Origin of the sequence: Jatrophihabitans sp. (assembly GCF_035474675.1) — a bacterium.
Taxonomy (GTDB): Bacteria; Actinomycetota; Actinomycetes; order Mycobacteriales; family Jatrophihabitantaceae; genus Jatrophihabitans_A.
On the sequence record NZ_DATINC010000061.1, the window covers coordinates 1 to 23,807 of the forward strand.

The following is a 23,807-nucleotide window of genomic DNA, read 5'->3' on the forward strand; positions in this document are numbered from 1 at the left end:
CGCGATCATCGTGCTGTCCGAGGGCCGGCTGCTCAACCTGGGCAACGCCACCGGTCACCCGAGCTTCGTGATGTCGAACTCGTTCACCAACCAGACCATGGCGCAGATCGAGCTCTACACCAAGCAGGGCGAGTACGACAAGCAGGTCTACGTGCTGCCCAAGCACCTGGACGAGAAGGTAGCCCGGCTGCACCTGGAGGCGGTCGGCGCGCACCTGACCGTGCTGTCCAAGGTGCAGGCCGAGTACCTCGGCGTCGACGTCGAGGGACCGTTCAAGTCCGACCACTACCGCTACTGATCGGCTCTGATCGGTAGTTCCGAACCACACGGCGCCGGCCCGGTACTCGCGAGTACCGGGCCGGCGCTGTCGTTGTCGCGAGGTTCCTCTCAGGCCGGCCTGCTCGGGGCCAGTCGGGCTTGTAGCCGCCGGCTGGCTTCGGCCAGCGTGCTGGGTTGTTTGCACAGGGCGAAGCGGACCATGCTGGCTGCTTCGGGAACGGGGTGGGAGTAGAACACCGACAGCGGCAGCCCGGCCACCCCGTGGTCGAGGACCATCCGTTCACACCAGGCGGTGGCGTCGTCGCCGACGTCGGCCAGCACGTAGAAGCCGGCCTCGGGCACCCGGGTGGGGATGCCGAGGCCGGTCAGGGTGTGAACGAACCCGGTCACCTGCTCCGCCATGCCGGTCACCGTGCTGGTGATCAGGTCGTCGAAGTCGGGGCTGTCCAGCACCCGGGCCACCGCCAGTTGCAGCGGGGCGGCCGGGCAGAAAGTGACGAACTGGTGCGCAGCCCGAATCCGGGCGGTCAACCCCGGCCCGGCCAGCGCCCACCCGACCCGCCAGCCGGTGACGGCCAGCGTCTTCGACGCCGAGGAGATCTTGACCCGCAACTCCGGGTCCGCCACCCGCTCCAGCACCCCCCGGTGTGGCCGGCCGTCCAGCACCAGGTGCTCGTAGGTCTCATCCGAGACCACCACCACCCCCCTCGTCTCGGCCAACTCGGCCACCGCCTGCCACTCCAGCTCATCCAGGCACCGCCCGAACGGATTCCACGGACTGTTCACCACGATCACCCGGGTCGCCGGGCTGGTCACCGCCGCCAGCGCCGCCGCGTCCAGCCGGTCACCCGGCCCGGTCAACCGGACCGGGCGGACGATGCCGCCGAAGCCGGTGATCACCGGCGCGTACTGCTCATACGCCGGCTCCACCACAATCACCTCATCCCCCGGACGAATCAGCGCCGCCATCGTGCTGTAGTACGCCTCGGTGGCACCGGCGCACACGGTGATCTCGGTGTCCGGGTCCAACGGCCCGTACCGGCCGGCCAACGCCGCCCGCAACACCGGATGCCCGGCACTGGGCGCGTACTGATGCTCCGTCCCCGCCCCCACTTCGGTAAGCGCCGCCAACACCTGCGCCGGCGGCCCATGATCGAACACCCCCTGCGCCAAATTCACCGCACCATGCCGCACCGCAGCAGCCGGAATCCGAACAAACACCGACTCCACCGGCACGACCGGCTGAGCAACGTGCACCATCAACACTCCTCGCGGGGTCGGTGGCCGCCGAGGTACGGCTGCCGAGAGAACCCGATCCCGTGCTCTGCTCCAGATCGAACCAGAACGCCGGGCCGGCCACCCCGCGCTCCGTGTCCAGTTCGGCCGGGCGCCTGGCGGGGCGGGCCCCGGTGCCCCGGCCTAGCTCGGGCTGGCGGTGGCGGCGAACTCGGCGGCGTCCTGCTCGACCTGCCGGCGGGGGTAGAGCCAGGCGAGCAGTGGGCCGGCCATGGTGGTGGTGATGACGGCCATGACGACCATGAGGGAGTAGAGCTGTCCGTCGAGGAAGCCCAGTTGCAGGCCGACGCTGAGGATGACCAGTTCGGTGAGGCCGCGGGTGTTCATCAGGGTGGCCAGCACGGCGGCGTCCCGGTTGCCGGCTCCTTGGGCTCGGGCGCCGAGGTAGGCGCCGAGGGTCTTGCCGAGGATGGCGACCAGCATGATGAGGACCAGTTCGCCCCAGGCGGCAGCACCGAGGTCGGACAGGTCGACCTTGAACCCGGCGACGATGAAGAAGATCGGCAGCAGTACCAGGGTGGTGACCGGTTCGATTCGGGCCACGATCTGGCGGCGGGCGCCGTGCAGGCCGTCGCGGGGCATGACGGCGCCGAACAGGAACGCTCCGAAGATCAGGTGCACCCCCATCCATTCGGCGGCCCAGGACGACAGCAGCAGGCCGACCACGACCGGTACCAGCAGCTCGGCCGGCGGGGTGCCCCGGTTGCTGCAGGCCGTGACCAGCCAGGCCAACGCCGGCCGGATGACGGTGAACATGAGTACTACGAAGACCGGCAGCAGCAGGGTGCGCCACTGCCCGGACCCGCCGCCGCTGACCGTGACCGCCACTGCCAGCAGGCCCCAGGCCAGCACGTCGCTGATCGCGGCGCTGGCCAATGCCACCGCCCCGAGCCGGGTCTGGGTCATGCCCCGGTCCGACAGGATCCGGGCCAGCACCGGAAACGCCGTCACCGACATCGACGCGGCGAAGAACAACACAAACCCCAACCGGGACCCGTGATGGTGATCGGCATACAAGTACAAGCCCAGACCCGAGCCGAGCAGGAACGGCAACACCGTCGACCCCACCGACACGCTGATCGGCATCAGCTTGCGCTCCACCACCGTGGCGAGCTCCAGCTCACACCCCACGATGAACATGAACAACGCCAACCCCACATTGGCCAACGCGGCCAACAACGGCCGGATCTCGGTGGGAAACAGCGTCGAGGCGATCTGGCCCCCGAACAACGTCGGACCCATCGCAATCCCGGCAATGATCTCACCGATCACCGGCGGCTGACCGAGCCGGGCGGCTACCAGGCCGAGGACCCGGGCCAATACCAGAATCGCGGCCAGGCCCAGAAACAGCGCCTGGATCTGATGGGTGGGCACAGGTCAACTCCTTCAATGCCTTGGTTTTGCAGACAGTAACCCACGCCTAATGTCAGGCGGAACCCTCAATTCGACGTGGCGAACACCACGCCTCCGGCATCTGGGATCAGGGTCGAGAACCACCTCTGCGTGCTATGCGGGACGGCTTGCGCGCGCCGGCCCGGCTGGGAGAAAGTCCAGGTTTCGTAAGCGAAATCGGTTCCAGGCTAGCGAACGGAGGGCAGCGACTTTCTCCACTCTTGCCGTGCCTTGTAATGACTACATGCCTGACATTACATCGAGTAAGTCAGGATTTATCGAGGCCGCTCACGGTTCGCTACAGCGGGTCCTACAGTGATTCCTGCAGCGATTCCTGCAATAAATTCCTACCGGGGCGGACCGCAATAGACGGTGAGCGCCTCCCGGCGGACCGAGAAGGTGACCGTGCTCGGTGCGTCGGTCACCTCACCGTCCCGGGCCAGGTAACCGGGCGGGCCGTCGATGGTGACCGTCAGGCTGGGCGTCCGGGTCTCGAGGTAGCGGGAGGTGCGGTACATGTCGCCGGTCAGCGCCGCGAGCAGCAGCCGCCACCACGAGCCCGACCGGGCCGAGTCGACCAGCCGGATGTCCAGCTGCCCGGAGTCGAGGCCGGCCCGCCAGCGGGGCACGTACCCGCGCGGCGAGTAGCGGCCGTTGCCGATGAAGATCATCACCAGCCGGCGCTGGACGCCGTCCACCTCGGCGGCCAGCGGCGGGCAGTGCCGCAGCACGTGCAGGATCGCCCAGGTGGCGGCCAGCGGCTTGCCGAACCGGCCCTCCCAGCGCTCCCGGATCTTGACGAACTCGGGATAGCTGCCCAGGCTCGCGGTGTTGAGGAACAGCTCTCCATCGACCTCGCCGACGTCGATGGCGACTGCGCGGCCGGCCGTCAGGGCATCCACGGCGTCGGGAACCTCGTCGAGCTCGAGGTCCCGGGCGAAGTGGTTGAAGGTGCCGGCGGGCACCACCAGCAGCGGTATGCCGGCCTCCGCGGCGGCGGTCGCGGCGGCATTGACGGTGCCGTCCCCGCCGATCACGCCGAGCACCTCGGCACGTGCCGCTGCCGCCTTCATCGCCTCGGCGACGTCGTCGTCCGGCCCGAGCTCGACCACCTCGGCCGCCGGCAACACCTCGCGGAAGGCCCCCGCCACCCCGTCGTTGTTGCCCCCGCCGGCGTGCAGGCTGACCACGGTGACCACCCCCCGGCCGTCCGGGCGGGGCGGCTGGGGACGCTCGGGACCGATCCTGAGCCGCACCGGTTCCGGGTGGTGCGCGGGGACCGCGGCCACCCCGATCCCGGCGACGGTGGCGCCCAGCGCGGCACCGGCCAGCACGTCGCTGGTGAAGTGCACGCCGGTGAAGATCCGCGAGAAGCACACCGCGCCGGCCAGCGCCCCGATCGGCACCGCGAGTTCCGGGAACTCCGCGGCGGTCGCGACGGCGAACGCGGCCGCCGAGGCCGAGTGCCCGGACGGGAAGGAGCTGGAGGTGGGGACGTGGTGGGCGATCCGGCCGATGGGCACGTCGCGCAGCAGCGGCCGGCGCCGGGGCACCATCCGCTTGCCCACCTGGTTGGCGAGCAGGCTGGCCACCGCGATGGAGCCCAGGCCGCGGACCGCCGCCCGGCGGGCCCGGGTGTTGCCGGAGCCGGCCAGCACGGCCGAGATCCCCATCCACAGCTTCGACTTGTCGGCGGCCCGGGTGATCAGCGGCAGGCCGCGCTCCAGGACTGGCGGCAGCCGGGTGGCGCCGATCCGGGCGCTGACCTGGACGTCCCAGCGGCTGACAGTGGCGAACGGTCGGCGATCCATCTCTGCAGCCTAGAGGGAGCGCCGCCGACCAAGCAGTCGGCTCGTGCGGTGGGCTTGTGCGGTGGGTTCGTGCGGTTGGCTTATTGAGAGGGCATCGGACAGACTCGATGCCATGGCGAACGACAAGGGCGAGGCGGACACCAGCGCCGATGACAATGTGGCGGGCAGCCGGGCTACCGGCGGGGTGAGCAACCCCGAGGCACCCGACCAGGCCAGCACCACCGGCACCACCCCCAGTTCCGAGTTCGTGGGACGGGTGGCCGGCACCGACGAGAGCGACGTCGGCGAGAGCGGCGCCGAGGCCCGGGCCGAGGCCGGCGAAGGGTCCGGCTGAGCCCGTCCGGCCGGGTTGGTCAGGCGGGCGTGCCAGTTCCTGCCAACTGGCTGTCCCGGTGACTGCGGATCGGGCCGGCCGGCGCGTGGACGCCGCCCGGAGTGATCGTGGCCGAGAAGCAGTTCTCGGGTTCACTGCGCTGCTGCTACCACCGTGATCGCGTCGGCCACCGCGTCGAGGGCAGCCTGGCAGTCCTCCTCGCTGCCGCCCACGGCGACGGCCTGGGCGAGCCGGCCTGCCACGCCGGTTCGCCGTTGCGGCAGCGTCAGGTGCTGGCCGGGGGCTGCCAGCACGTCGGCCTGGAGAATGCTGGCGGGCAGGCGGTCGTCCTCGATCCGGACCTCTGCCACGGTCAGGTCCTGGTCGGGGTAGTAGAACCGCACCGCGGCGACCTGGCTGCTGCCCGGCGTGAGGTCAGGGGTCTGGCCGCAGGCGATAGCGGCGGCAGCCAGGCTCAGGTCGACGCCGGTGGCGAGCTGGCCGAGGTAAGGGATCAGGTCACCGCCCAGCCGGGCGTTGATCTCGATCACCTTGAAACCGGTTTCGGTGCGCCGCAGCTCGGTGTGGGTCATGCCGGTGCTGAAGCCAACTGCCTGGTGCGCCCGGGCGAGCACATCGTGCAGGTGCTCATCGTGCAGGAGGGGATCCGCTCCGTCCACGACGTGCCCGACCTCCTCGAAACTGGGCGGGAAGCCGACCTCCTTGTGCGCGACGGCCAACGGCACGATCCTGCCGTCGAAGCAGGCGGAGTCGACGCTGATCTCCGGGCCGTCCAGGTACTCCTCGACCAGGACCGGATCGTCGTAGTCCCCCGGGGTCTCGGGCAGCGTGATGGACACGGCCCGGGAGTAGGCGGCGGTGAGCTCCTCGGCGGAGTCGGCCCGGGTCACTCCGAGGCTGACCGCCAGGTGCCGTGGTTTGACCACCACCGGGTAGCCCAGCCGGTCGGCGACGCTGGTGGCCTGCTCCGGTGAGCGGACGGCGACGGACTTGGCCTGCGGGACGTTCGCGGCATCCAGCGCCTGCCGGGTGCGGTGCTTGTCGCGGCAGCGTTCGATGGCTTCGACGGGGCTGGTGGGCAGGCCCAACGCCTCCGCCACGGCGGCCGTCGCGACCACCCGGGCTTCGTCGTAGCTGATGATCCCGGCGATTCCTTCGCCGTGCTCGCTGCGCAGCTGGTTGTCGAGGCGCTTGGCCTCGGCGGTCATCGCGGTCGCGTCGAGGGTGTCGAGGCTAGTGTGGCCGATGGTGTAGGCCAGCTCCCAGGTCGGCTCGGACAGCCGGCCCGGGCCGCCCAGGAACAGCCACATCCGGTAGCGCGAGCCCACCGAGGCCAGGAAGTACTCCCGGGACGACCGCCCGTAGCTGGATACCAGGATCAGGAACGGCTTGTCGCCGGCGCCGGCTTCTACAGGGAGTTCAGGCATCGGCTGTGACCCTGCGGCTGGCGTCGCTGCCCGGACGCATCGGTTCAAGCGCGCGCGATCGATGATGCACCGGTACTCCTCGCCATCGTTTTCTCAGGAACAGCAAGGATCTTGCCGGTTCCAGAACGCTGCAGACAAGCCCGATCTCGCAGGCCGGCCGCGTCCGCGGGCACGGCAGGTGCGGGCCGGACCCCGCCACGACGGAGTGGCCGGGTGACGCGAACCGGGTCGGCCGGCCCGAGCGCGACGTCGTCGAGCGCGGCCAGCACCTCGCGAGCTTGCCATCCCGGTTCCGCTGAAGCCGGTTCCTCGGGGTCGCATGCCAGAATGGCCAGATGCCTCGGTACGAGTTCCGCTGCCGCGCCTGCGGCACCACGTTCGTCGAGACCCGGCCGATGATCGCGTCGTCGGATCCCGCAGCCTGCCCCGCGGGCCACTCCGACACGGTACGACTGCTCAGCCTCGGCGGCGTCACCGGCCGGGCGCAGGCACCCGCTCCCGGCGGCGGCGGGTGCTGTGGTGGCGGCTGTTGCGGCTGACCCGCAGGCTCTTCGACGTGCCGCCGGACAGATCGAGCAGATCGCGCGCGGCTTGTTCCGCGGCTTGTTCCGTAGCGCATCCGCCGCCGCCCACCGCCCGGCCGCGACGGGTCAGAGCATGAAGCGTTCGACGTAGTCGTCCTCGATCCGCCCTTCTTCGTGAAGCCGAGCGATCTCCTTCTCCGGGAGGACAGCCGGATTCCTCGCGTGCAGCTTGTCGAGTTCGGCTATCACCCAGCTGCGGCGTTCGGCGTTCCCCCGCCACACGGCATTGGCCTTGAAGGTGGACGTGCGTGCCCAGGCGTCCTGGCTCACCTCGTCGAAGGGGTGCTCTTCGCCACCAGCAGCGGCAGCCAACTCGGTACCGGGATACGGCATGTAGAAGTGATGGGACTGGTTCGAGTGCGGTGTCCGCACCTTCAGCAGGGACTTGGCGAGGTCGAGGGTCGCCTCGGCCTGTTCCCTGGTCTCGCCCGGCAGATCGTGGATGAAGCTCATCTGAACCTCGATCCCTGCCTCGTCCAACAAGGTGATGGCCTGCTCGTGACCGCTGGCGGTGGCCGATTTCTTCAGCGTCTTCAGCTGGCCGTCGTCACCTGACTCGACTCCGATGAACACCCGCCGGAATCCAGCCTGCCGCAGCACGCTGATCGGCACCAGCTTCGCGATCTCGAGGACGTCGCGCGAGCGCATGTTGCAGTTGATGCCGACCGGCGAGCCGGCAGCGACCAGTTCGACGGCCAGCTCGGCCACCCGCGCTGGCTGGCTGGACATGTTGGGATCGACGAAGGAAACCCGTTCGGGTTGGTAACGCTGCATGATGCGCTGCAGATCGGCCACCACGCGCGCGACCGGAAATCCCCGCCAGCGCCGTCCGCTGTGAGCCGGCTCGGCGCAGAAGGTGCACGCGTACGGGCAGCCGTAGGAGCTGATGTACTGGACGATGCGCCGATCAGCGGTGAAGTAGGCATCGACGTCGACGAAGTCGTAGTCCAGCGGCGGGAGCTCGTCCAAGAAGTCGATCTTGGTCCGCGGGTTCTCGACGACCTGGCCGGCGGCATCCAGATGGGACACGTTCACGACATCGGCGATCGGCTCGCCGAATTCCAGGTGACGCAGGATCCCGCGCAGCGCATGCTCGCCGTACCCGCGAACGACGAAACTGGCCCAGCCTTCCTGCAGGATCTTGCGGTGGGCAAGCGTGCCGTGGTATCCGCCCCATGCCACCGGCCGGGAGATGCCCTGGGCTCGCATTTCCCGCAGCAGGGTGAGGATTGCGTTGATCGACGGGCCGGTGTAGCTGGAGACCCCGACCAGGTCGGCGTCGTTGGCCGCCGCCATGCAACGCGGTAGCCAGTCCGGCTCGGTCTGGCCGTCGACGACGGTGACGTCATGGCCCAGGGCCCGGGCGTAGGACGCCAGGCTGAGCAGGTTCAGCGGCAGATAGGCGTCGGGACCCCTGATATTGCTGAACAACAGAATTCGCACGATCTCCTCCTAGGTCACTCCCGCTCCCGTTGGCGGTCATCGGTCAAGGCATGCAGTCGGCCAGAGTGCTCAGCCGGTGGGTCGGGGCGGCAAGCGCGGCAGGCCATCGGCTGCCCGCACGGTCGAGCCAGGCTGCCGCCAACCCAGCGGTCCGGGCGGCGTCGACGTCTTCGAGCGGGTCGTCACCGATGTGCAGCGTCGCGCCGGCCGCCACTCCCATCCGCTCGATCACGTGGTGGTAGAAACGGGGATCGGGCTTCTTCAATCCGACGTCGTAGGCGACGAAGGACGCGTCGATGTCGCCGGCCAGGCCCGCCTTGGTAGCCGTGGTGTTGCCATTGGTGGCCAAGGCGATGAGCAGGCCGGCCTTGCGCACCGCCCTCAGGAACGGCAGGGCGTCCGGGTAGTGGACCAGGTGCTGGAAGCGGTATTCCATGTAGTCGGCGTACACGGCCTCGACGAACTCCTCGTCGTCGAGGCCGGCCCGGGCCGCCGCCTCGGCGAAGGACGCCCGCCGGATCTCCTCCATGCTGGCCTGGGCGTAGCCCGGCCGCAGCGCGATCTCGTCCCGAAGCCGCCGGAGCTCGGCCGAGGTGACCGAGCCGGCCGCCGGCCCGCCGCCCAGCCGGGCGGCGAACTGGTCCGCCGAGCGGTCGAGGGCCCGGCGCATGGTCAGCTCGAAATCCCACAAGGTCCCGTCCCCGTCCACGGTGACCAGTTGGTAGTCGCGCCACTCGATCACCGCGGGATCCTTTCCTCGCCGGCCCGCCGGTCGACGACCCGCGCCACCGCGGCCGGATCCCAGCGGGGCCATGGGGTTCCGGCCACCTCCAGCCACGGCAGCTCTTCCAGCCACCCCCGGCCATCCGGCCCGAGGCCGGGATCGGGGAGACCGGCCAGCCGGTAGAGCCAGCGCGGGCTCATGGCGTTGCTGAACTCCAAGGTGTCCGGCAGGAAACCGCCCGTACCACCCTCCGCCGGGATCGGGCGGTGGGTGACCTGCTCCGCCGACAGGTCCAGCCGGATCACCCACACCTGGTCCAGACGCACCGCCCGGGCCAGCCGGCCCCCCAGCGCGGGTGCCAGCTGGGACGGCCAGACCATTGCCTTCCCGCCGCTCCAGCGGGTGGCGAGCGTCCTGAGCTCGGGAAGCTGGGAAAGGGTGCCGGGACCGATCCCTACGGCGTAGGGCAGGCCCTGGGCAATGCCACCGGGACGCAGGATCGACTTGTCGTTGCTGACCAGCGCGACGTCCCGGTTCGCGCGAACGGCCGACAGCGCGAACGAGGTCTTTCCGGCTTCCTTGGCGCCGAGGAGCAGCACGCCCGACCCGGCAACCGACAGCACCCCGCCGTGCAGGAACTGGGCACCCGAAGCGGCCTCCAGGCCGAGCAGCAGGCCACGGATGACCTGCACGGCCTCCAGTCGCTGGGGCAGGGAGGCAGGGTCCAGGCAGATCCCGAGGCGGCGGGCGGTGACGTCGAGGTGGAAGTGGGTCGCGGTGAGGAGGTTGTAGACGTCGGTGACGCCGCTGGAACGGGTTCGGCTGCGGCCCGGATCGCCAGCGGCCAGCGTGACCGGCGTGGCAGCCGCGCCTGGTTCCTGGCCGCAATCCGAGGCCGCCGACACCTGCACCCGCCACCCGGCCGGCTCGATCTGGCCAGCCTGCCGCCGGGTCAGGTACGGCTCGAGCTCGGCGAACTCGTCCATCTCGATCCCGTCGAGGACGACGGCGGAGGTGACGAGTGAGAGCCGGTGCGCCATCCCGGTTGCCGCGCTCACGGACGGTCCAGGTCGAAGGCCACCCGGAATCCGATCGACACCGTGCCGATTCTGGCCCACTTGGTGCGCAGGGTGGTTGCGGCCAGCGCGTCGGCAGGCTTGTTCCAGCTGCCGCCCGCAACCGGCTGCTCGCTCAGCCGCATGGCCTCGGCAGCCAGCTCCGCTCCCGGGGCGGGCGAGCACCACTCACTGACGTTGCCCGCCAGGTCGAACAACCCCAGCGGGCTTGGCGGGTACTGCCCGACCGGCGTCGTCGAACCCACGTACTCGGCGTAGTTGGCCCGCCACGGCGCCGGTGCCTCGTCTCCCCAGGGGTAGGTGCTCCGGCCGCCGTTGCTGGCCAACCACGCCCACTCGGCCGGCAGCAGCAGGCGACCGCCCACCGCCGTGGCGAAGGCGGCGGCCCCCAGCCATGACACCCCCACCGCCGGGTGATCGGCCGAGCGGCCGTCGACCTCCAGGCGGCGGGTCAACCAGTCGCGCTTGACCGGCTGGTCGTCGTTGAAGTCGTTGAGGCAGCGGTAGCCACCCCACTGCCAGCTCTCGAGGTCGGCCTCGTTGACGACCCGGCACAGCAGGGCGTTGGTCACCAGGTGGCGCTGCACCCGCGCACGGCCGCCCGGAAGGTCGATCTCGACGCAGTCGATCTCGACGTCGGCCAGACCCGGCAGCAGGCCGTGTCGGCTACCGGTCATAGCCGTGCAACGCCATCTCGCGGGACAGCCGGGACTCGATCGTGGCGACCTGTCGGCGGGTCAGGTTACGGCTCCAGCCGTGCAGCACGTCGGCCGGCCGGCGGAACACCGAGTAGGCGCTGCCCCGGCTGTCCTGCTGGGACTGCTCGATGAAGTCGTACTGCCGCTGGGTGGGCGCCAACCCCAACGCGGCCATCACCCGGGTCAAGGTGCGCTCGGGGTCGGTGAGGCTGTCCTCCAGGCGTACCGACAGGCTGCGGTCGCGGGGCAGGTGTCGCATGGTCTCGTAGTGGCGGATCTGCCAGCTGCTGACGCACCGTTCGAACACGTCCCCCACCTCGATCGGGAACGGGACGTCGTCGTACAGGGCGCGGTAGCGCGGAATCGTCACCTCGTAGCGCCAGAGCTTCGTGAAGTCCCGCGACAGGACAGAGCTGATGACGCTGCGGGGATCGCGCACCAGGTACACCACCACCAGGTCAGGAAGGGCGGCGAGCAGCCACGGCAGCTTCTCCGGCAGCATGGTCTCCTTGAACCCACGCACCTGACCGGGCGCGGCGGCCGGCAGGTAGTCGAAGAGATCCTGGATGAACGACCTCGCGCCGGGCGCGACGTCCATGCTCGCGTGCAGGCGGGCGGGGTGGTAGTCCTCGGCGCCCCACCGGATCAGGTCGACGCTCGGGAAGAACTCGGTGTGCATCGACATCGGCTCATCGATCACGGAGACCTGCGGGTGGGCTTGCAGCGTGTCGGTGAGGAAGTTCGAACCGGACCGGTGGTGGCTCAGCAGCAGGAAGGGCGTCATGCCACCGCACCTTCGGCCTCGCTCGGCTCGGCGATGGCGACCCGGGGGCGCACCGCCAGCGACGTCAGGCCAGCGGCGAGCAGCGCGACCACCCCGTACGCGACCCATCCACCCGGCCCGGCCGCGACGATCAGGGTCATCGCCGCCGGACCTACCAGGGCCACCAGCGAGGAACTCACGTCGAACGTGGCCAGATACTCGTCGCGGCGAGCCACCGGCGCGAGCTCGAACGAGAGCGTCCACCAGGACGGGGACTCCCACAGCTCCGCCGCGGTCAGGGCCAGCGCCGCGACGACCAGCAGCAAGGCCGACAGGCCGGTGCCGAGGTGGGCGGTCACCCCGATACAGACAGCGGCGACCAGGAGCGCAGCCGCGCTGACCCACATGCCCCGCACCGCGGCTCGCACGGTGTCGAGGCGGCGGGCCACCTGGAACTGGGCGACGATGACGATGGCAGTGTTGATGACCAGGACCACGCCGACGATGGCGGCGGGGATCCGGTGATGACGCAGCACCCACAAGGGCAGGCCGACGTCCAGCACCATGGCCGTGGTGGCGAATACCGCGGCGAGGGGGATGAGGCAGAGGTAGCCAGGATCGCGAAGGACCGCCCCAGAGCGGGGAGCCGACTCCTCGCGCGCCGGGCGCGCCTCGACGCGGATCTGCCAGGCGCAGAAGGCACCTATCGCGTAGGAGGCTGCGTTGAGTACCAGGGCGGCTGTCAGGGTCCCGGTGCCGCCGACCGACAGCAGGGCGGCGACCACGCCACCGGCTACCAGGTAGCCGATGTTTCGCAGGGAACGCACTGCCCCGAGGATCTCCGACCTGCGCCGGGTCCCTACCGCCGCCGCGGTGAAGGACTGGCTGAGCCCGCCGAGACCGCCGCGGCTGTAACCGATGAGCAGCAGGACGGCGATGACTACCGGCAGCTGGGTGACCAGGCCCAGGGCGACCCACAGCACGGCCTGGGCCGACTTGTTGACGATCAGATAGCGACGAACGCCAAACCGGCGGGCGAGCATTCCGTTGGGCACCGCGCCGGCGAGCTCGGCGGCGCCGGTCACCGTCAGGGCAAGCGCGACCTCGAGCGCGCTAAAGTGGGCGCCGCGAATCAGGTAGAAGGGTAGGCAGGCCGCGGCGATGCCGGTGCCTGCGGCGTCGGTGAGGCCGGTGAGGGCGACCAGGCGGGCCGGCCGGGTGCCGAAGGCGGCAAGCCAGCCCAGGCGGTCGAGGACGGTACGCACGAGCCCGGCTCCCGTTCCGCCGGGGTGTGAAGATCCGCTCATCGATCCACCGTTCGTCCCTGTCGGTGTCCAGGCGTGGGCAGTGCGTCTCGACGGTCGAACTCTGCGAGATGCACTCGCGCCGTGGACCAGACTGGCTGATTGTAGTAAATAACGGACGACCCGAAGAATGGAGGGGCCATGACCGCACACCACCACCCGAGTCAGGCCGGGAAGGGATCGAACGGAGAAGCAGCCCGGTGAGGGCGCCGTACTCCTCTCCCACGCTGGCCATCAGTTTCGGGGCCGGGTCCGATTCGTCCTCGACGAACCGCGAGCGCATGCTGGCCTCCCGGCAGGGCACACCAGCCCTTCCGACCGCGGCCGATGTCTTCGCCGCGTTCGAAGCCTTCCGGCCGGCGGTCAGCATGTTCATGGCTGGCTCGGTCATCCTGGGCTGGGGTCACGGCACCAGCGACATCGACCTCTACGTCGTGCTTCCCGAAGCGAGCGGGCCGATCGAGGGCGCCTACACCCGGACGGCATCCACCACCGATCCGACGATGTACATCGTCCTGGGCCAGTTCGGAGCCTTCCGGGCCGACATCGAGGTGTGGACGCACGAGCAGATCCACGAGGTCATCGACCGCTTCTACGGACCGCCGGCAGCCCGGGCGGCAGACCGTACCGAGCAGGATCTGCTGAACCGCCTGGTCACCGGCCGCCCGCTGCACGGTGACCGGTGGTGGAGCCAGGCGCGTACCCGCATCACGGAATCGAGCTACCCGGCCTGGCTGGTGGGCCGGCGGTTGAGCCGGGCGCGCTCGGCGACGGACTCGGCGGCTCGCTGGCTGGATTCCGGTTCTGCCGTGCCCGCGGTACTGGCCGCTCGCGAGGCGTTCACCTGCACGGTGGAAGCCGTGCTGGCCGCCGGGGGCGACTACTCGGTCAATCGCAAGTGGCTCTACCGCCGGATGCAGGCCACCCCGGTACCAGGCCTGGAGACCGACCAGGCCTGGCGCCGGCTCTGCCTGGAGGGTGCCGAGGCCGCACCCGCCGACTGGACCGCGGCCGTGCTGGCCGACTGCCGGAGCCTGCAGGACGGGATCGCGTCGAGGGGAGCCGACCGATGACCGAACCGCTGACCTGGGCCCCGGTCCGCAACCTCGGCATCTACAGCCGTCGTTCCGGCTCCCGCAAGGTCATCGAGACCTACAACGACGCCTATGCACTGAGCGATACCGGCGCGTTCATCTGGTCGCGAACGGGTACCGGTGCCACCGTCGCGGACCTGGCTGCCTGGGTCGCAGCCCGCTACGACGTCGACGAGGAACGGGCTCGCGCAGACGTCCAGGGCTTCCTCTCCGAACTGGTCTCGTTGGGTTTTCTCGAGCCGTACCCGGCCGCCGACGGTTCCCCCGCAGGCAGCATCCGCCGCCCGGGCGAGCTGATCCCGGACGAGCTGACGGCCGGCTCGGTGTGCGCCTTCGCCTGCCCGGTGCCGGCAGCGCATCCGGACGCCGCCGTCACGGTCGTCGTCACCGACCGCCGGCCCGAGCTGGCCGGCGAGGCGGAGGTCGAGCGGAGCAGCACCGGACCGGTCCCGAGCTATCAGGTCGGCACCCCGGACGGGGGCGAATGCACCGTGCAGTTCTGGCAATCCGGCCAGCTGGAGGCGTTGTTGAGCCGGTTCCAGACCAGCATTCCCAGCCAGGAAGACAGCCAGCCGGAATCCGCCGACGAGGAGCTGCTACGCCGCCTCGTCACCGGCGTGCCCCTGGCCGGAGACGCCCGCTTCGCCGAGTACCGCCGGGCCCTGAAGGCCAGCGGCTATGCCCTGTGGTACGCCGAGAACCACAAGTACATCGCGGAGAACAACCTCGAGGACGTCGCGGGCATGCTGTCGGTCGGCGATATCGAGTCCGCGGCCATGACCGTGTACTCCGCCTTCACCCTGGCACTGGAGGCAAGGCTGGCCCTGGGATGGGACCTTTCACCCGTGCGCGAGGACTTCCTCGCCCGCATCACGGCCGCCCCGTTCTCGCCGCTCGAACGGGACGCGGTCACCACCGTCCTGTTGTGGCGTGGCTACCTGACCGCCCCGCGACGGTGGGTCGACGCGGCGGCCCGGACGGCCGAAGGGCTGCTGATCGCCGTGGAGCAGCGCTGGTTCGCGTGACGGTGTCAGTGCCGGTCTTGCCGGTGCGCGAAGGTGAACACGTGGGTACCCGCGGCGAACTCCCCGCCGCCGACGGTCGGGTGGACCTTCTCGTGGTCGAGCAGGACGAACCCGGCCTGGGAGGCGAGATCGACCAGGTTGACCGCCCAGGTCTTGCGCTCGACCTCGTAGTCCAGCCCGGCGACCAGGGCCTCTAGTTCGAGGACCGCGAACCGTACTCGTTGCCAGGCGCCGGCGTCGTTCGGCACGGGGCCTCGCCCCTGCCGGGCCCGGTCGAGCAGGGTGGCGAGCTCGTCGACGTCGGCAGCCGCGGCGGCCCGCAGGACGGCGAGCCGGTCCTGCTCGGGCGGCGCGAGAAGGCCGGGATCGACCCATCTCAGTGCCTGCTCGATGTAGACGAGGTGGTGCTCGGCGATGGCGACCGAGCGTTGCCGCGGGGTGCGGAAGGGCGAGACGAGCTCGTCGGCCACCACCAGGATGCCGTCGGGGGCGAGGTTGTTCCGCGCGGCGGCGAAGAACAGCCGGGTGTCGAGGTGGTGGGACGTCCCGACGGAGACGATGGCCGGAAACGCCCGAGCGGACCGGAAGTCGGCGATGTCGGCATGCGCCGGCTCGATCGTCCGGCCGGCGCAGTTGGCGGCCAGGTGCCGGTAGGCGACCGGGCTCGGCTCGACCGCGCATACCGCGGCGTCCGGGAACAGCTCGGTGAACATGATCGTCGGCAGGCCCGGGCCGGAGCCGATGTCGAGGATACGGTCGGCCGGCAGGCGCGCGTGCCGGGCGAGTTGGGAGGCGGCGACATAGACCTGGCTGCCGTAGCCGGGATGGACGGCTTCGTAGAAGGCGTACTCCTCGACGCTGATCCGGTCCTCCCACCGCTGGGTCCACCGGGCGTCGCCCGGGGTGCCGGCCTGCTCGAACTGACCGGGCCGGTGCTCCCGCACGAAACGCGGCACCAGGGGCAACCCGAGCCGGTTGGCCAGATCGCTCGCCATCGTCGCGACGAGCCAGGAGGGGTCCTCGACCAGGGCCGCGACCGCGGAGACCCGGCAGGGATCCTCGCCGGTACCGGTCAAGCCCTCGGCGGAGCCCGAGCGCATCTGGTCGTAGAGCTCACCGGCCCGGTCCCACACCGCGCCGGTCGGGGCGGTACCGGCCGGCGGCTGCGCGAGCCAGTCGAGCGCGGTCGGCGGCCGGGTAGCCCGGCGAGCGAGCACCTTCGCGCGCTTCCCGTCCCAGGTCAGCGATACCCGGCTGGGGCCGGTGTCGAGCACCAGGGCATGGTCGGTGACTGCCACCTGGGCGCCCACCCGTTCGCCGAGGCGCTGAACCTGCTCGACGGACCCGTCCGCCAGGGGCTGGTCCAACCTGAGGTCGTAGCGCCGGAAGGCCAGGCCGTTCTGGCATTCCTGCAGGGCTTTGGCCAGGACGTCGTGCACCGCCTCCGGGGAGACGTCGCAGCGCACCGGCTCGGTTCCGGCCGTGCCGAGGTAGAGGTCGTCGGCCTCGGCTTCGCGGATCGTGAGATAGTCCTCGGCCACCGCGGCCGGATCGTCGGAGGCGAGGTAGAGGTAGCCGGGCGCGTCGATCAGGGTGGACGTCGCGGGCAGCCACGTTCCGGTGGTCACGCTGCTGCTCAGCGCGACACAGGTGGGCAGGCCCCGCAGGAAGTCCTGCCAGCCGAGGTCCGGGACGGCGCCAGGCTGGTGGTTGACCAGGCTGACGTTGCGCACCGCCGCCAGCCGGGCCGCCGGGCGCTCGTCGAAGCGGGCCAGCGAGGGCGGATCGAGGATGGATCGGACGAAGAGGTGGGCCTGGGAGGAGCCGAGGAGGTCGCTCACGACGGCCGGCAGGGTTCCGCCTCCGAGCCGGGCCCCGGTCTCGACCAGGACCGGCGAGCCGTCCGGCCGGATGATCACCTCGGTATGGGCCGGGCTGGACCGGATGCCCAGCGCGTCCAGGACCGTGACGACGAATGACCGCAGCGTCTGCCAGGCCGTCGACCCAGGCGGCACGGGCTCTTCGAAGTCGTACAGTGGCGCCCCGGACCGTGCCGTCCGCTTGGTGTAGCGCCAGGCCTCCGCCACCCGGTGCACGCCGTCGAGGCTGACCGTGTTGACGTAGTACTCGCTGCCCCCGACCCGCTCCTGCACCATGACCCGATCGTTCGGATCGCCGTAGACGTTGCAGGCGGTGAGGATGTCGTGGCAGGCGTCAGTCAGTGCGTCCGGGCCGGCGCAGAAGCGAACGTGGTCGGTGCCCGCGCTGGTGACCGGCTTGGCTACCACGTCGGTCAGGCCGCGTTCGACCATCCAGGCCCTGGCGGCCCTGGCCGAGGTGAAGGTCGAGCCGAGCGGGACGGCGATGCCGGCTCGGGTGGCGAGGCCGTCCAGTATCGCCTTGTCCGCGCTGGCACCGGCTCGGGCCGGGTCGTCGTGCGGGCCGCCGACCAGGGAGCCGAGGCGGGCCGCGAGCTCGACCCCGGACTCGGTCCCGGCCACGACCCGGCTCACCCCCCAGCCGGTCAGCAACGCAGCGGTGCGGTCGACGTCGCTGTCATAGCCCAGGTCGGCCTGGTAGTCGTCGGGGACGAAGCTGTCCCGGTAGTAGGGATGGGTGTCCTTGCGGCTCTGCACATGGATGCATCCCACGCCAGCCGAGGAGAGCATGGCTGCCACCAGCTTGCCGGTGGAGTAACCGTCGACGACTGCTATGCGCATAGTGGACATCTCCCTCGAGAGATATCGTACGAAACGCGTGATCTTCGCCAAGTAGGCCCTGCACGAGCACCGTCAGGAGGTGCCGCGCTGGCTTGGCCTGCTAAGTGGATTGGGCTGGCCAGCGGATGGCGCCGAGTTCGCGGGACACGTTGCGGGCCGCCTCCCGCAGGGCGTCGCGGACCGGTTCCCCGACCGGCCAATCGGTGGTCGGCAGGACCACGGCGATCGCCCCGATCGCCGTGCCGGACGCGCCGAAGATCGGTGCGGCCACGCTGGACTCGCCCAGCACGGCTTCGTCCTTCTCTTCGGCCAGTGCCGTGCGGGCGACAGCGCCGAGCTCCTTCCGCAGCTCGGCGGCATCGGTGATCGTCTCACCGGTCATGCTGCGATGCGCCGAGGCGAGGACACGCTCGGTCTCAGCCGGCAGGAACGCCAGCTGAGCCTTGCCCAGCGCGCTCGCGTGGGCCGGAATCACAATCCCCGTCTCGGGCATCTGCCGGCTGCCGTCGGGGCGAGGCTCGTGGTGGATGATCACCATGTCCTCGCCGGCCAGCACGCCCGTCCGCACCGCCATCCCGGTGCGGCGGGCCAACTCCTCTGACCACGACATCGCTCGCGAACGCAGTTCCAGCGTGTCCAGATAGACGTTGCCCAGACGCAGGACGGCTGGACCAAGTTGGTACCGCCCGGAGCCCGGGTCCTGCACGACCAGGTAATGCGCGGCCAGCGTTCTCACGATGCCGTGCACCGTCGACGGGGCGAGCTCCAACCGGGTCGCGAGCTCGGCGATGCCCAGGCGTCGCTCGCCCTGTAACGCGAATAGCACGCGGGCTGCGCGGTCGACGGACTGGATCACGTGTCTCGTCCCCTTTCGTCCCTCGACATCGGAACAACCCTTGACGAGATTGAAGCACAGGCGTAATTTCCCGCACATCGTTCGACATTATCGAATGCTAGTCGAGATCACGGCACTTTGCGAACCGGTCGTCTCGGCTGCCACCAGAGACAGGAGCGTGCAGGGCAATGGACGAACCGTCGATCAGACAGAAGCTCACGGCCGAGGTCATCGGAACGGCCTTCCTGGTGTTCATCGGTGTCGGCTCCGTGCCGGCGACGTTGATCGTCAATGGCAACGCACCTTTCACCATGGCCGACCTCGGCATGATCTCCTTCGCCTTCGCCCTGGTGGTCATCGCAGCCGTCTACGCGCTCGGACACGTATCCGGCTGCCACATCAATCCTGCGGTCACCGTGGGGCTGGCGACGGCAGGCAAGTTCCCGTGGCGGCAGGTACCGGCCTACGTCGCGGCCCAGGTCACCGGTGCAGTGCTCGGCGCGGTTGCGATCATCGTCGTGCTGGGCAAGAAGGCGTCCGACCTCGGTCTCGGCGTGGCGCAGTACGGCGGTACGGTGCACTGGCCGCAAGCATTCGGCGCCGAGTTCATCGGCACGTTCATCCTGGTGTTCGTCGTCTTCGGGGTGATCCACCGCAACGCGACCGCCGGTTTCGCCGGGGTCGCCATCGGTTTCGCGGTCTTTGCCATCATCATCGTCGTTGCGCCTACCACCTCCGCCTCCATCAACCCAGCGCGCACAATCGGTCCCATGCTCATCCAGCAGATCTGGGGAGGGACTGTGCACTGGACGCAGTTGCCGGTCTACATCGCCGCGGAGTTGCTTGCCGGCGCGGCCGCGGCCTTGGCCTTCGGCGCCGTCTCCCGAACCTCGGTCGACCAGCACGCGCCCAGCAACGCGGCCGACCTCGTCCCCGCGGAGGTCTGACATGAAGAAGCTCATCAACGACCCGGCGAATGTCGTCAGCGACGCCCTGCTCGGAATCGAGGCAGCGCACCCGGACCTGCGGGTCGATCATGCCAACAAGATCATCTACCGCGGAGACGCGCCGCGGCCGGGCAAGGTCGGACTGATCTCCGGTGGCGGCTCGGGTCACGAACCGCTGCACGGCGGTTTCGTCGGCCTCGGGATGCTCGACGCCGCCTGCTGCGGCGAGGTGTTCACCTCCCCCGTCCCGGACCAGATGCTCCAGGCCACCCGGTCGGTCGACGGCGGGGCCGGTGTGCTGCACATCGTGAAGAACTACACCGGCGACGTCATGAACTTCGAGATGGCCGCCGAACTCGCGGCCGCCGAGACCGGCGTCGAGGTCGTCTCGGTGGTGACCGATGACGACGTTGCAGTGCAGGACAGCACCTGGACGGCCGGCCGCCGCGGCGTCGGGGTCACGGTGCTGCTCGAGAAGATCGCGGGTGCAGCAGCCGAGCAGGGTCGACCGCTCAAAGAGGTTGCCGACATCGCCCGCGAGGTCAATGCCAACGGACGCAGCATGGGTATCGCGCTCACGTCCTGCACCGTGCCCGCGAACGGCAAGCCGACCTTCGAACTCGGCGAGTCCGACATCGAACTCGGCGTCGGGATCCATGGCGAGCCGGGGCGCCGACGGGTTCCGCACGCGCCGGCCAGAGAGATCGCCACCATGCTCGTCGAGCCGGTGCTGCAGGACCTTCCGTTCAATCGCAGAGACAGCGTCATCGCCTTCGTCAACGGGTTGGGCGGCACTCCGCTGATCGAGCTGTATCTGATGTACAACGAGGTTGCGCAGCTGCTGTCAGCGCACGGCATCGGCGTCGCCCGCAGCCTCGTCGGGCCGTACATCACCTCGCTCGACATGGCCGGCTGTTCCGTCACGCTGCTCCGTACCTCCGACGAACTGTTGCGCCTGTGGGACGCTCCGGTTCGCACACCTGCGCTGCGCTGGGGGATCTGACGATGACCGAGGGACGCATCACGCTCGACGAGCTGAAGAGCTGGTTGAGAGAGTTCGCGCAGCTTGTCACCGATCACCGTGACGAGCTGACGACACTCGATGCGGCCATCGGTGACGCCGACCATGGCACGAACATGGAGCGCGGCATGTCCGCCGTCATCGCCGGCCTGAGTGGTGACACCGTCGGTGAGTTGTGCAGGCAGGCAGGCATGACCCTGGTGAGCACCGTCGGTGGAGCCAGCGGACCGCTCTACGGCACCTTCCTGCTGCGGTTCGGGTCATCAGCCGGCGACGTCGCCGAGCTCGATGCCACCGGATTTGCCGCTGCGATGCGAGCGGGCCTGGACGGCATCGTCGCGCGCGGCAAGGCCGAGCGCGAGGACAAGACGATGTACGACGCCCTGGCTCCTGCGGTCGAGGCACTCGAGGCAGGAAAGGGCGATCCGCTCGGCGTCGCGCTGCGGACCGCGGCGGAGGCCGCGGACAAGGGCCGGGACGCGACCATCGAGATGCTGGCCCGCAAAGGACGGGCCAGCTACCTCGGCGAGCGCAGCATCGGGCACCAGGATCCCGGCGCGACCTCGGCCGCTCTCCTGGTGCGCGCCGCGGCGACGACACTGGCCTGAATCATGGTCGGTATCGTCGTCGTCTCCCACAGCCGGGCGCTCGCGCGCGCCGCGGTCGAACTCGCCGAGCAGATGCTGCACGGGCATCGCCCGAGCATCGCGATCGCCGCGGGCTTGGACGAGACGACACTGGGCACGGACGCGGTCCAGGTGAAGGAAGCGATCGAACGCGTCGACAGTCCGGATGGCGTCGTCGTCCTGCTCGACCTGGGCAGCGCGCTGCTCAGCGCCGAGCTCGCACTCGACCTGCTCGACGAGGCGACCCGTGCCCGCGTCGTGCTCAGCCCGGCTCCGCTGGTCGAAGGGCTGGTCGCCGCAGTGGTCACGGCCGCAGGTGGCGGCACAACGGCCGACGTCGCAGCCGAAGCGAGCGGAGCGCTCGCTGGCAAGGTGGCCCATCTTGCGGCCACTTCAGGTGCGGTCATCGCCACCGAGAGCATGACCGACGGCGACGCGGTTCGCGGCGTCTTCACTGTCGGCAACCCGCACGGGCTGCACGCCCGGCCGGCCGCTCGCCTCGTCGCGCAAGTGCGCACCCACGACGCGCGGGTGCACCTCACCAACCTGACCACCGGCGATGGCCCTGTCCCCGCATCGAGCCTGAGCCGGGTAGCCACCCTCGGCGCGCGGCAGGGCCACCAGGTCGAGGTATCGGTCACCGGCAGTCAGGCGGCCGAAGCACTCGAGCACATCCTCGCGCTGGCGGGCCGGCACTTCGACGAACAGGACGCGCCGGAGCCGCCCCGCCGCCCGACCGAGACCGCAGGGCCGGTGGTCGCCTCACCGGGCATCGCCATCGCACCGGCCCGCCGGGCTGGCGCGCGGGCCGTGGTCATTCCTGACGACGAACCCGGCGACGCGACCACCCGCTGGCGGCGCCTTCGCGAAGCCCTCGCGGCGACGCGCCGCGATCTGGCCCGTACCCGCGCGCGGATCAGCCGCGAGACCAGCGAGAGCGACGCCGCGATCTTCGATGCGCACCTGATGTTGCTCGACGACGCCGAGCTGCTGAACGAGGCGCGGCACCTCATCGACTCGGGTTTCGGCCCAGCTCGTGCCTGGCAAGACGCGGTCACGGGTGTCGAGCACGAGTTCAGCCAGCTCGACGACTCGTACCTGCGCGGCCGAGCGGCCGACGTCCGCGCGGTCGGCGACCAGGTGCTCCGCCACCTGCTCGGTATCGACACCGGGCTCGGGGCGCGCGCAGGCATTCTCGTCGCCGCGGATCTGACCCCGGCCGAGGCCGCGGAGTTGGACGCCGGACTGGTCCAGGCCGTCGTGCTGGCCTACGGCAGCGCAACCTCGCACGCGGCCATTCTCGCCACTGCGAAAGGCATCCCGATGCTCGTCGCGGCCGGAACGCACGTGCTCGAGATCGCGGACGGCACGCCGCTCGTCGTCGACGGCGACACCGGAGAGCTGCTCATCGATCCGGCCGATGAGGTCGTGCGCGAATACCGAGCTCGCCTCGCCAACCGGAACCGCGCCGAGGCCGTCGCCCACGCGGCGGCCATGCGGCCGGCGGTCACGGTCGACGGCGTCACCATCGCAATCAACGCCAACATCGGCTCGGTAGACGATGCCAAGGCCGCCGCCGACGCCCACGCCGACGGTGCCGGGCTGGTCCGCACCGAGTTCTTGTTCCAGTCGCGCGCCGAGCCGCCCACGCTTGGAGAACAGGACGCGACCTACCGTGCCATCACCGACGCGTTCGCCGGGCGGCGCGTCGTCTTCCGAACCCTCGACGCCGGCGGCGACAAGCCACTACCTTTCGCCCCGGTCGCGGCGGAAGCCAACCCCTTCCTCGGCATCCGCGGACTGCGACTCTCGCTCCACCATCCCGACCTGCTGCTCGAACAGCTGCGCGCGATCTGCGCCGTCGCCGCCGACGCACCGGTCAGCGTCATGTTCCCGATGGTCAGCACGCTGGACGAGCTGCTGGCCGCGACGGCGCTGCTCGACGAGGCGTGTTCGGGCCACCGACCCGACAGCCTCCGGGTGGGGATCATGGTCGAAGTACCAGCGGTGGCGCTGAAAGCGGCAGCCTTCGCGCCCCACGTGGATTTCTTCAGCGTCGGCACCAATGACCTGACCCAGTACGCCCTCGCCGCCGAACGCGGCAACCCGGCGCTGGCCACGCTGGCCGACCCGCTCGACCCGGGCGTGCTGCGGCTGATCGCCGAACTGTGCCGCCAAGCGGGGGACGCGTCCGTATCGGTCTGCGGAGAGATCGCCACCGACCCGGTCGCCGCCCAGTTGCTCCTCGGCCTCGGCGTCGACTCGCTCAGCGTGGCCGCGCCGGCCGTTGCGCGGATCAAGCAGGTGGTGCGAACCATCGACACCATGCGCGCCGCGAAGGTGGCCGCGAAAGCCCTGACGTGCGCGAGCGCGAGTGAGGTCCGGCGCATCGCGTCCGAATGAGCGAC

21 protein-coding genes are annotated in these 23,807 nt (G+C 70.1%); 9 read left to right on the forward strand and 12 right to left on the reverse strand.

The features are described 5' to 3' along the window. Window positions 1–298, forward strand: a 298-nt coding sequence (locus VLJ82_RS07115) for an adenosylhomocysteinase (protein WP_408662637.1), incomplete at its 5' end; no start/stop codon positions are given. 89 nt (window positions 299–387) lie between these two features. On the opposite strand, the gene VLJ82_RS07120 is transcribed toward VLJ82_RS07115, so the two are convergent. The 3 genes from VLJ82_RS07120 to VLJ82_RS07130 form a co-directional block, all read right to left on the reverse strand. Continuing rightward, complete coding sequence (locus tag VLJ82_RS07120; RefSeq protein ID WP_408662638.1) at window positions 388–1,458, reverse strand: pyridoxal phosphate-dependent aminotransferase; 1,071 nt, start codon at window positions 1,456–1,458, stop codon at window positions 388–390. 240 nt (window positions 1,459–1,698) lie between these two features. Next, complete coding sequence (locus tag VLJ82_RS07125; RefSeq protein WP_408662639.1) at window positions 1,699–2,949, reverse strand: cation:proton antiporter; 1,251 nt, start codon at window positions 2,947–2,949, stop codon at window positions 1,699–1,701. A gap of 365 nt (window positions 2,950–3,314) precedes the next feature. Next, window positions 3,315–4,778 (reverse strand): bifunctional phosphatase PAP2/diacylglycerol kinase family protein, encoded by a 1,464-nt coding sequence (locus VLJ82_RS07130; RefSeq protein ID WP_408662640.1) that lies wholly within the window; start codon window positions 4,776–4,778, stop codon window positions 3,315–3,317. 112 nt (window positions 4,779–4,890) lie between these two features. On the opposite strand from VLJ82_RS07130, the gene VLJ82_RS07135 reads away from it, so the two are divergent. Next, window positions 4,891–5,112 carry a hypothetical protein gene (locus tag VLJ82_RS07135; RefSeq protein WP_408662641.1) on the forward strand — a complete coding sequence of 74 codons (222 nt, stop codon included), beginning with the start codon at window positions 4,891–4,893 and terminating at the stop codon, window positions 5,110–5,112. 131 nt (window positions 5,113–5,243) lie between these two features. Here the strand turns inward: VLJ82_RS07135 and VLJ82_RS07140 are convergent, their stop codons facing one another. After that, window positions 5,244–6,539, reverse strand: a complete 1,296-nt coding sequence (locus VLJ82_RS07140) for an ATP-grasp domain-containing protein (protein ID WP_408662642.1) — start codon at window positions 6,537–6,539, stop codon at window positions 5,244–5,246. Between the two features lie 335 nt (window positions 6,540–6,874). Between VLJ82_RS07140 and VLJ82_RS07145 the strand changes: the two genes are divergently transcribed. Next, a complete protein-coding gene (locus VLJ82_RS07145) occupies window positions 6,875–7,078 on the forward strand; it encodes a zinc ribbon domain-containing protein (RefSeq protein ID WP_408662643.1) in 204 nt (67 codons plus the stop codon). A 111-nt stretch (window positions 7,079–7,189) separates the two neighbouring features. On the opposite strand, the gene VLJ82_RS07150 is transcribed toward VLJ82_RS07145, so the two are convergent. Genes VLJ82_RS07150 through VLJ82_RS07175 form a run of 6 tightly spaced genes read right to left on the reverse strand, consistent with a single transcriptional unit; the run spans window position 7,190 to window position 13,092 of the window. After that, window positions 7,190–8,566 carry a B12-binding domain-containing radical SAM protein gene (locus VLJ82_RS07150; protein ID WP_408662644.1) on the reverse strand — a complete coding sequence of 459 codons (1,377 nt, stop codon included), beginning with the start codon at window positions 8,564–8,566 and terminating at the stop codon, window positions 7,190–7,192. Window positions 8,567–8,609: 43 nt separating this feature from the next. After that, window positions 8,610–9,308, reverse strand: a complete 699-nt coding sequence (locus VLJ82_RS07155) for an HAD family hydrolase (RefSeq protein WP_408662645.1) — start codon at window positions 9,306–9,308, stop codon at window positions 8,610–8,612. Further along, window positions 9,305–10,348, reverse strand: coding sequence for a hypothetical protein (locus tag VLJ82_RS07160; RefSeq protein ID WP_408662646.1), 1,044 nt, complete (start codon window positions 10,346–10,348; stop codon window positions 9,305–9,307). The genes VLJ82_RS07155 and VLJ82_RS07160 overlap by 4 nt, the downstream gene beginning before the upstream one ends. Then, entirely contained in the window at window positions 10,345–11,043 is a 699-nt protein-coding gene (locus VLJ82_RS07165; protein ID WP_408662647.1) for a formylglycine-generating enzyme family protein, read from the reverse strand. The genes VLJ82_RS07160 and VLJ82_RS07165 overlap by 4 nt, the downstream gene beginning before the upstream one ends. Further along, on the reverse strand, window positions 11,033–11,848 hold the full coding sequence (locus VLJ82_RS07170) for a sulfotransferase family protein (RefSeq protein ID WP_408662648.1): 816 nt from the start codon (window positions 11,846–11,848) through the stop codon (window positions 11,033–11,035). The genes VLJ82_RS07165 and VLJ82_RS07170 overlap by 11 nt, the downstream gene beginning before the upstream one ends. Then, window positions 11,845–13,092: an MFS transporter gene (locus tag VLJ82_RS07175; protein WP_408662649.1), complete on the reverse strand. Its 1,248-nt coding sequence runs from the start codon at window positions 13,090–13,092 to the stop codon at window positions 11,845–11,847. Before VLJ82_RS07175 ends, VLJ82_RS07170 begins: the two co-directional genes overlap by 4 nt. 239 nt (window positions 13,093–13,331) lie before the next feature. Between VLJ82_RS07175 and VLJ82_RS07180 the strand changes: the two genes are divergently transcribed. Then, complete coding sequence (locus VLJ82_RS07180) at window positions 13,332–14,204, forward strand: hypothetical protein (protein ID WP_408662650.1); 873 nt, start codon at window positions 13,332–13,334, stop codon at window positions 14,202–14,204. Beyond that, entirely contained in the window at window positions 14,201–15,250 is a 1,050-nt protein-coding gene (locus tag VLJ82_RS07185) for a PqqD family protein (protein WP_408662651.1), read from the forward strand. The genes VLJ82_RS07180 and VLJ82_RS07185 overlap by 4 nt, the downstream gene beginning before the upstream one ends. Window positions 15,251–15,255: 5 nt before the next feature. Here the strand turns inward: VLJ82_RS07185 and VLJ82_RS07190 are convergent, their stop codons facing one another. Continuing rightward, a complete protein-coding gene (locus VLJ82_RS07190; RefSeq protein ID WP_408662652.1) occupies window positions 15,256–17,970 on the reverse strand; it encodes a methyltransferase domain-containing protein in 2,715 nt (904 codons plus the stop codon). Window positions 17,971–18,070: 100 nt separating this feature from the next. After that, window positions 18,071–18,826 carry an IclR family transcriptional regulator gene (locus VLJ82_RS07195; RefSeq protein WP_408662653.1) on the reverse strand — a complete coding sequence of 252 codons (756 nt, stop codon included), beginning with the start codon at window positions 18,824–18,826 and terminating at the stop codon, window positions 18,071–18,073. 167 nt (window positions 18,827–18,993) lie between these two features. Between VLJ82_RS07195 and VLJ82_RS07200 the strand changes: the two genes are divergently transcribed. From VLJ82_RS07200 to ptsP, 4 genes are read left to right on the forward strand one after another with little or no spacing between them, the layout of a single operon-like run. Beyond that, complete coding sequence (locus VLJ82_RS07200; RefSeq protein WP_408662654.1) at window positions 18,994–19,752, forward strand: MIP/aquaporin family protein; 759 nt, start codon at window positions 18,994–18,996, stop codon at window positions 19,750–19,752. A 1-nt stretch (window position 19,753) separates the two neighbouring features. Continuing rightward, complete coding sequence (dhaK, locus tag VLJ82_RS07205) at window positions 19,754–20,755, forward strand: dihydroxyacetone kinase subunit DhaK (RefSeq protein WP_408662655.1); 1,002 nt, start codon at window positions 19,754–19,756, stop codon at window positions 20,753–20,755. Between the two features lie 2 nt (window positions 20,756–20,757). Further along, window positions 20,758–21,381: a dihydroxyacetone kinase subunit DhaL gene (gene dhaL, locus VLJ82_RS07210; RefSeq protein WP_408662656.1), complete on the forward strand. Its 624-nt coding sequence runs from the start codon at window positions 20,758–20,760 to the stop codon at window positions 21,379–21,381. A 3-nt stretch (window positions 21,382–21,384) separates the two neighbouring features. Continuing rightward, window positions 21,385–23,802, forward strand: coding sequence for a phosphoenolpyruvate--protein phosphotransferase (gene ptsP, locus VLJ82_RS07215; protein WP_408662657.1), 2,418 nt, complete (start codon window positions 21,385–21,387; stop codon window positions 23,800–23,802). Window positions 23,803–23,807: the final 5 nt, after the last annotated feature.

Coding starts and splice junctions, on each gene's coding strand:
- dhaL (WP_408662656.1), top strand. CDS start 20,758: ATGACCGAGGGACGCATCACGCTCGACGAGCTGAAGAGCTGGTTGAGA.
- VLJ82_RS07170 (WP_408662648.1), bottom strand. CDS start 11,848: ATGACGCCCTTCCTGCTGCTGAGCCACCACCGGTCCGGTTCGAACTTC.
- VLJ82_RS07145 (WP_408662643.1), top strand. CDS start 6,875: ATGCCTCGGTACGAGTTCCGCTGCCGCGCCTGCGGCACCACGTTCGTC.
- VLJ82_RS07140 (WP_408662642.1), bottom strand. CDS start 6,539: ATGCCTGAACTCCCTGTAGAAGCCGGCGCCGGCGACAAGCCGTTCCTG.
- VLJ82_RS07185 (WP_408662651.1), top strand. CDS start 14,201: ATGACCGAACCGCTGACCTGGGCCCCGGTCCGCAACCTCGGCATCTAC.
- VLJ82_RS07200 (WP_408662654.1), top strand. CDS start 18,994: ATGGACGAACCGTCGATCAGACAGAAGCTCACGGCCGAGGTCATCGGA.
- dhaK (WP_408662655.1), top strand. CDS start 19,754: ATGAAGAAGCTCATCAACGACCCGGCGAATGTCGTCAGCGACGCCCTG.
- VLJ82_RS07130 (WP_408662640.1), bottom strand. CDS start 4,778: ATGGATCGCCGACCGTTCGCCACTGTCAGCCGCTGGGACGTCCAGGTC.
- VLJ82_RS07135 (WP_408662641.1), top strand. CDS start 4,891: ATGGCGAACGACAAGGGCGAGGCGGACACCAGCGCCGATGACAATGTG.
- VLJ82_RS07165 (WP_408662647.1), bottom strand. CDS start 11,043: ATGACCGGTAGCCGACACGGCCTGCTGCCGGGTCTGGCCGACGTCGAG.
- VLJ82_RS07190 (WP_408662652.1), bottom strand. CDS start 17,970: ATGCGCATAGCAGTCGTCGACGGTTACTCCACCGGCAAGCTGGTGGCA.
- ptsP (WP_408662657.1), top strand. CDS start 21,385: ATGGTCGGTATCGTCGTCGTCTCCCACAGCCGGGCGCTCGCGCGCGCC.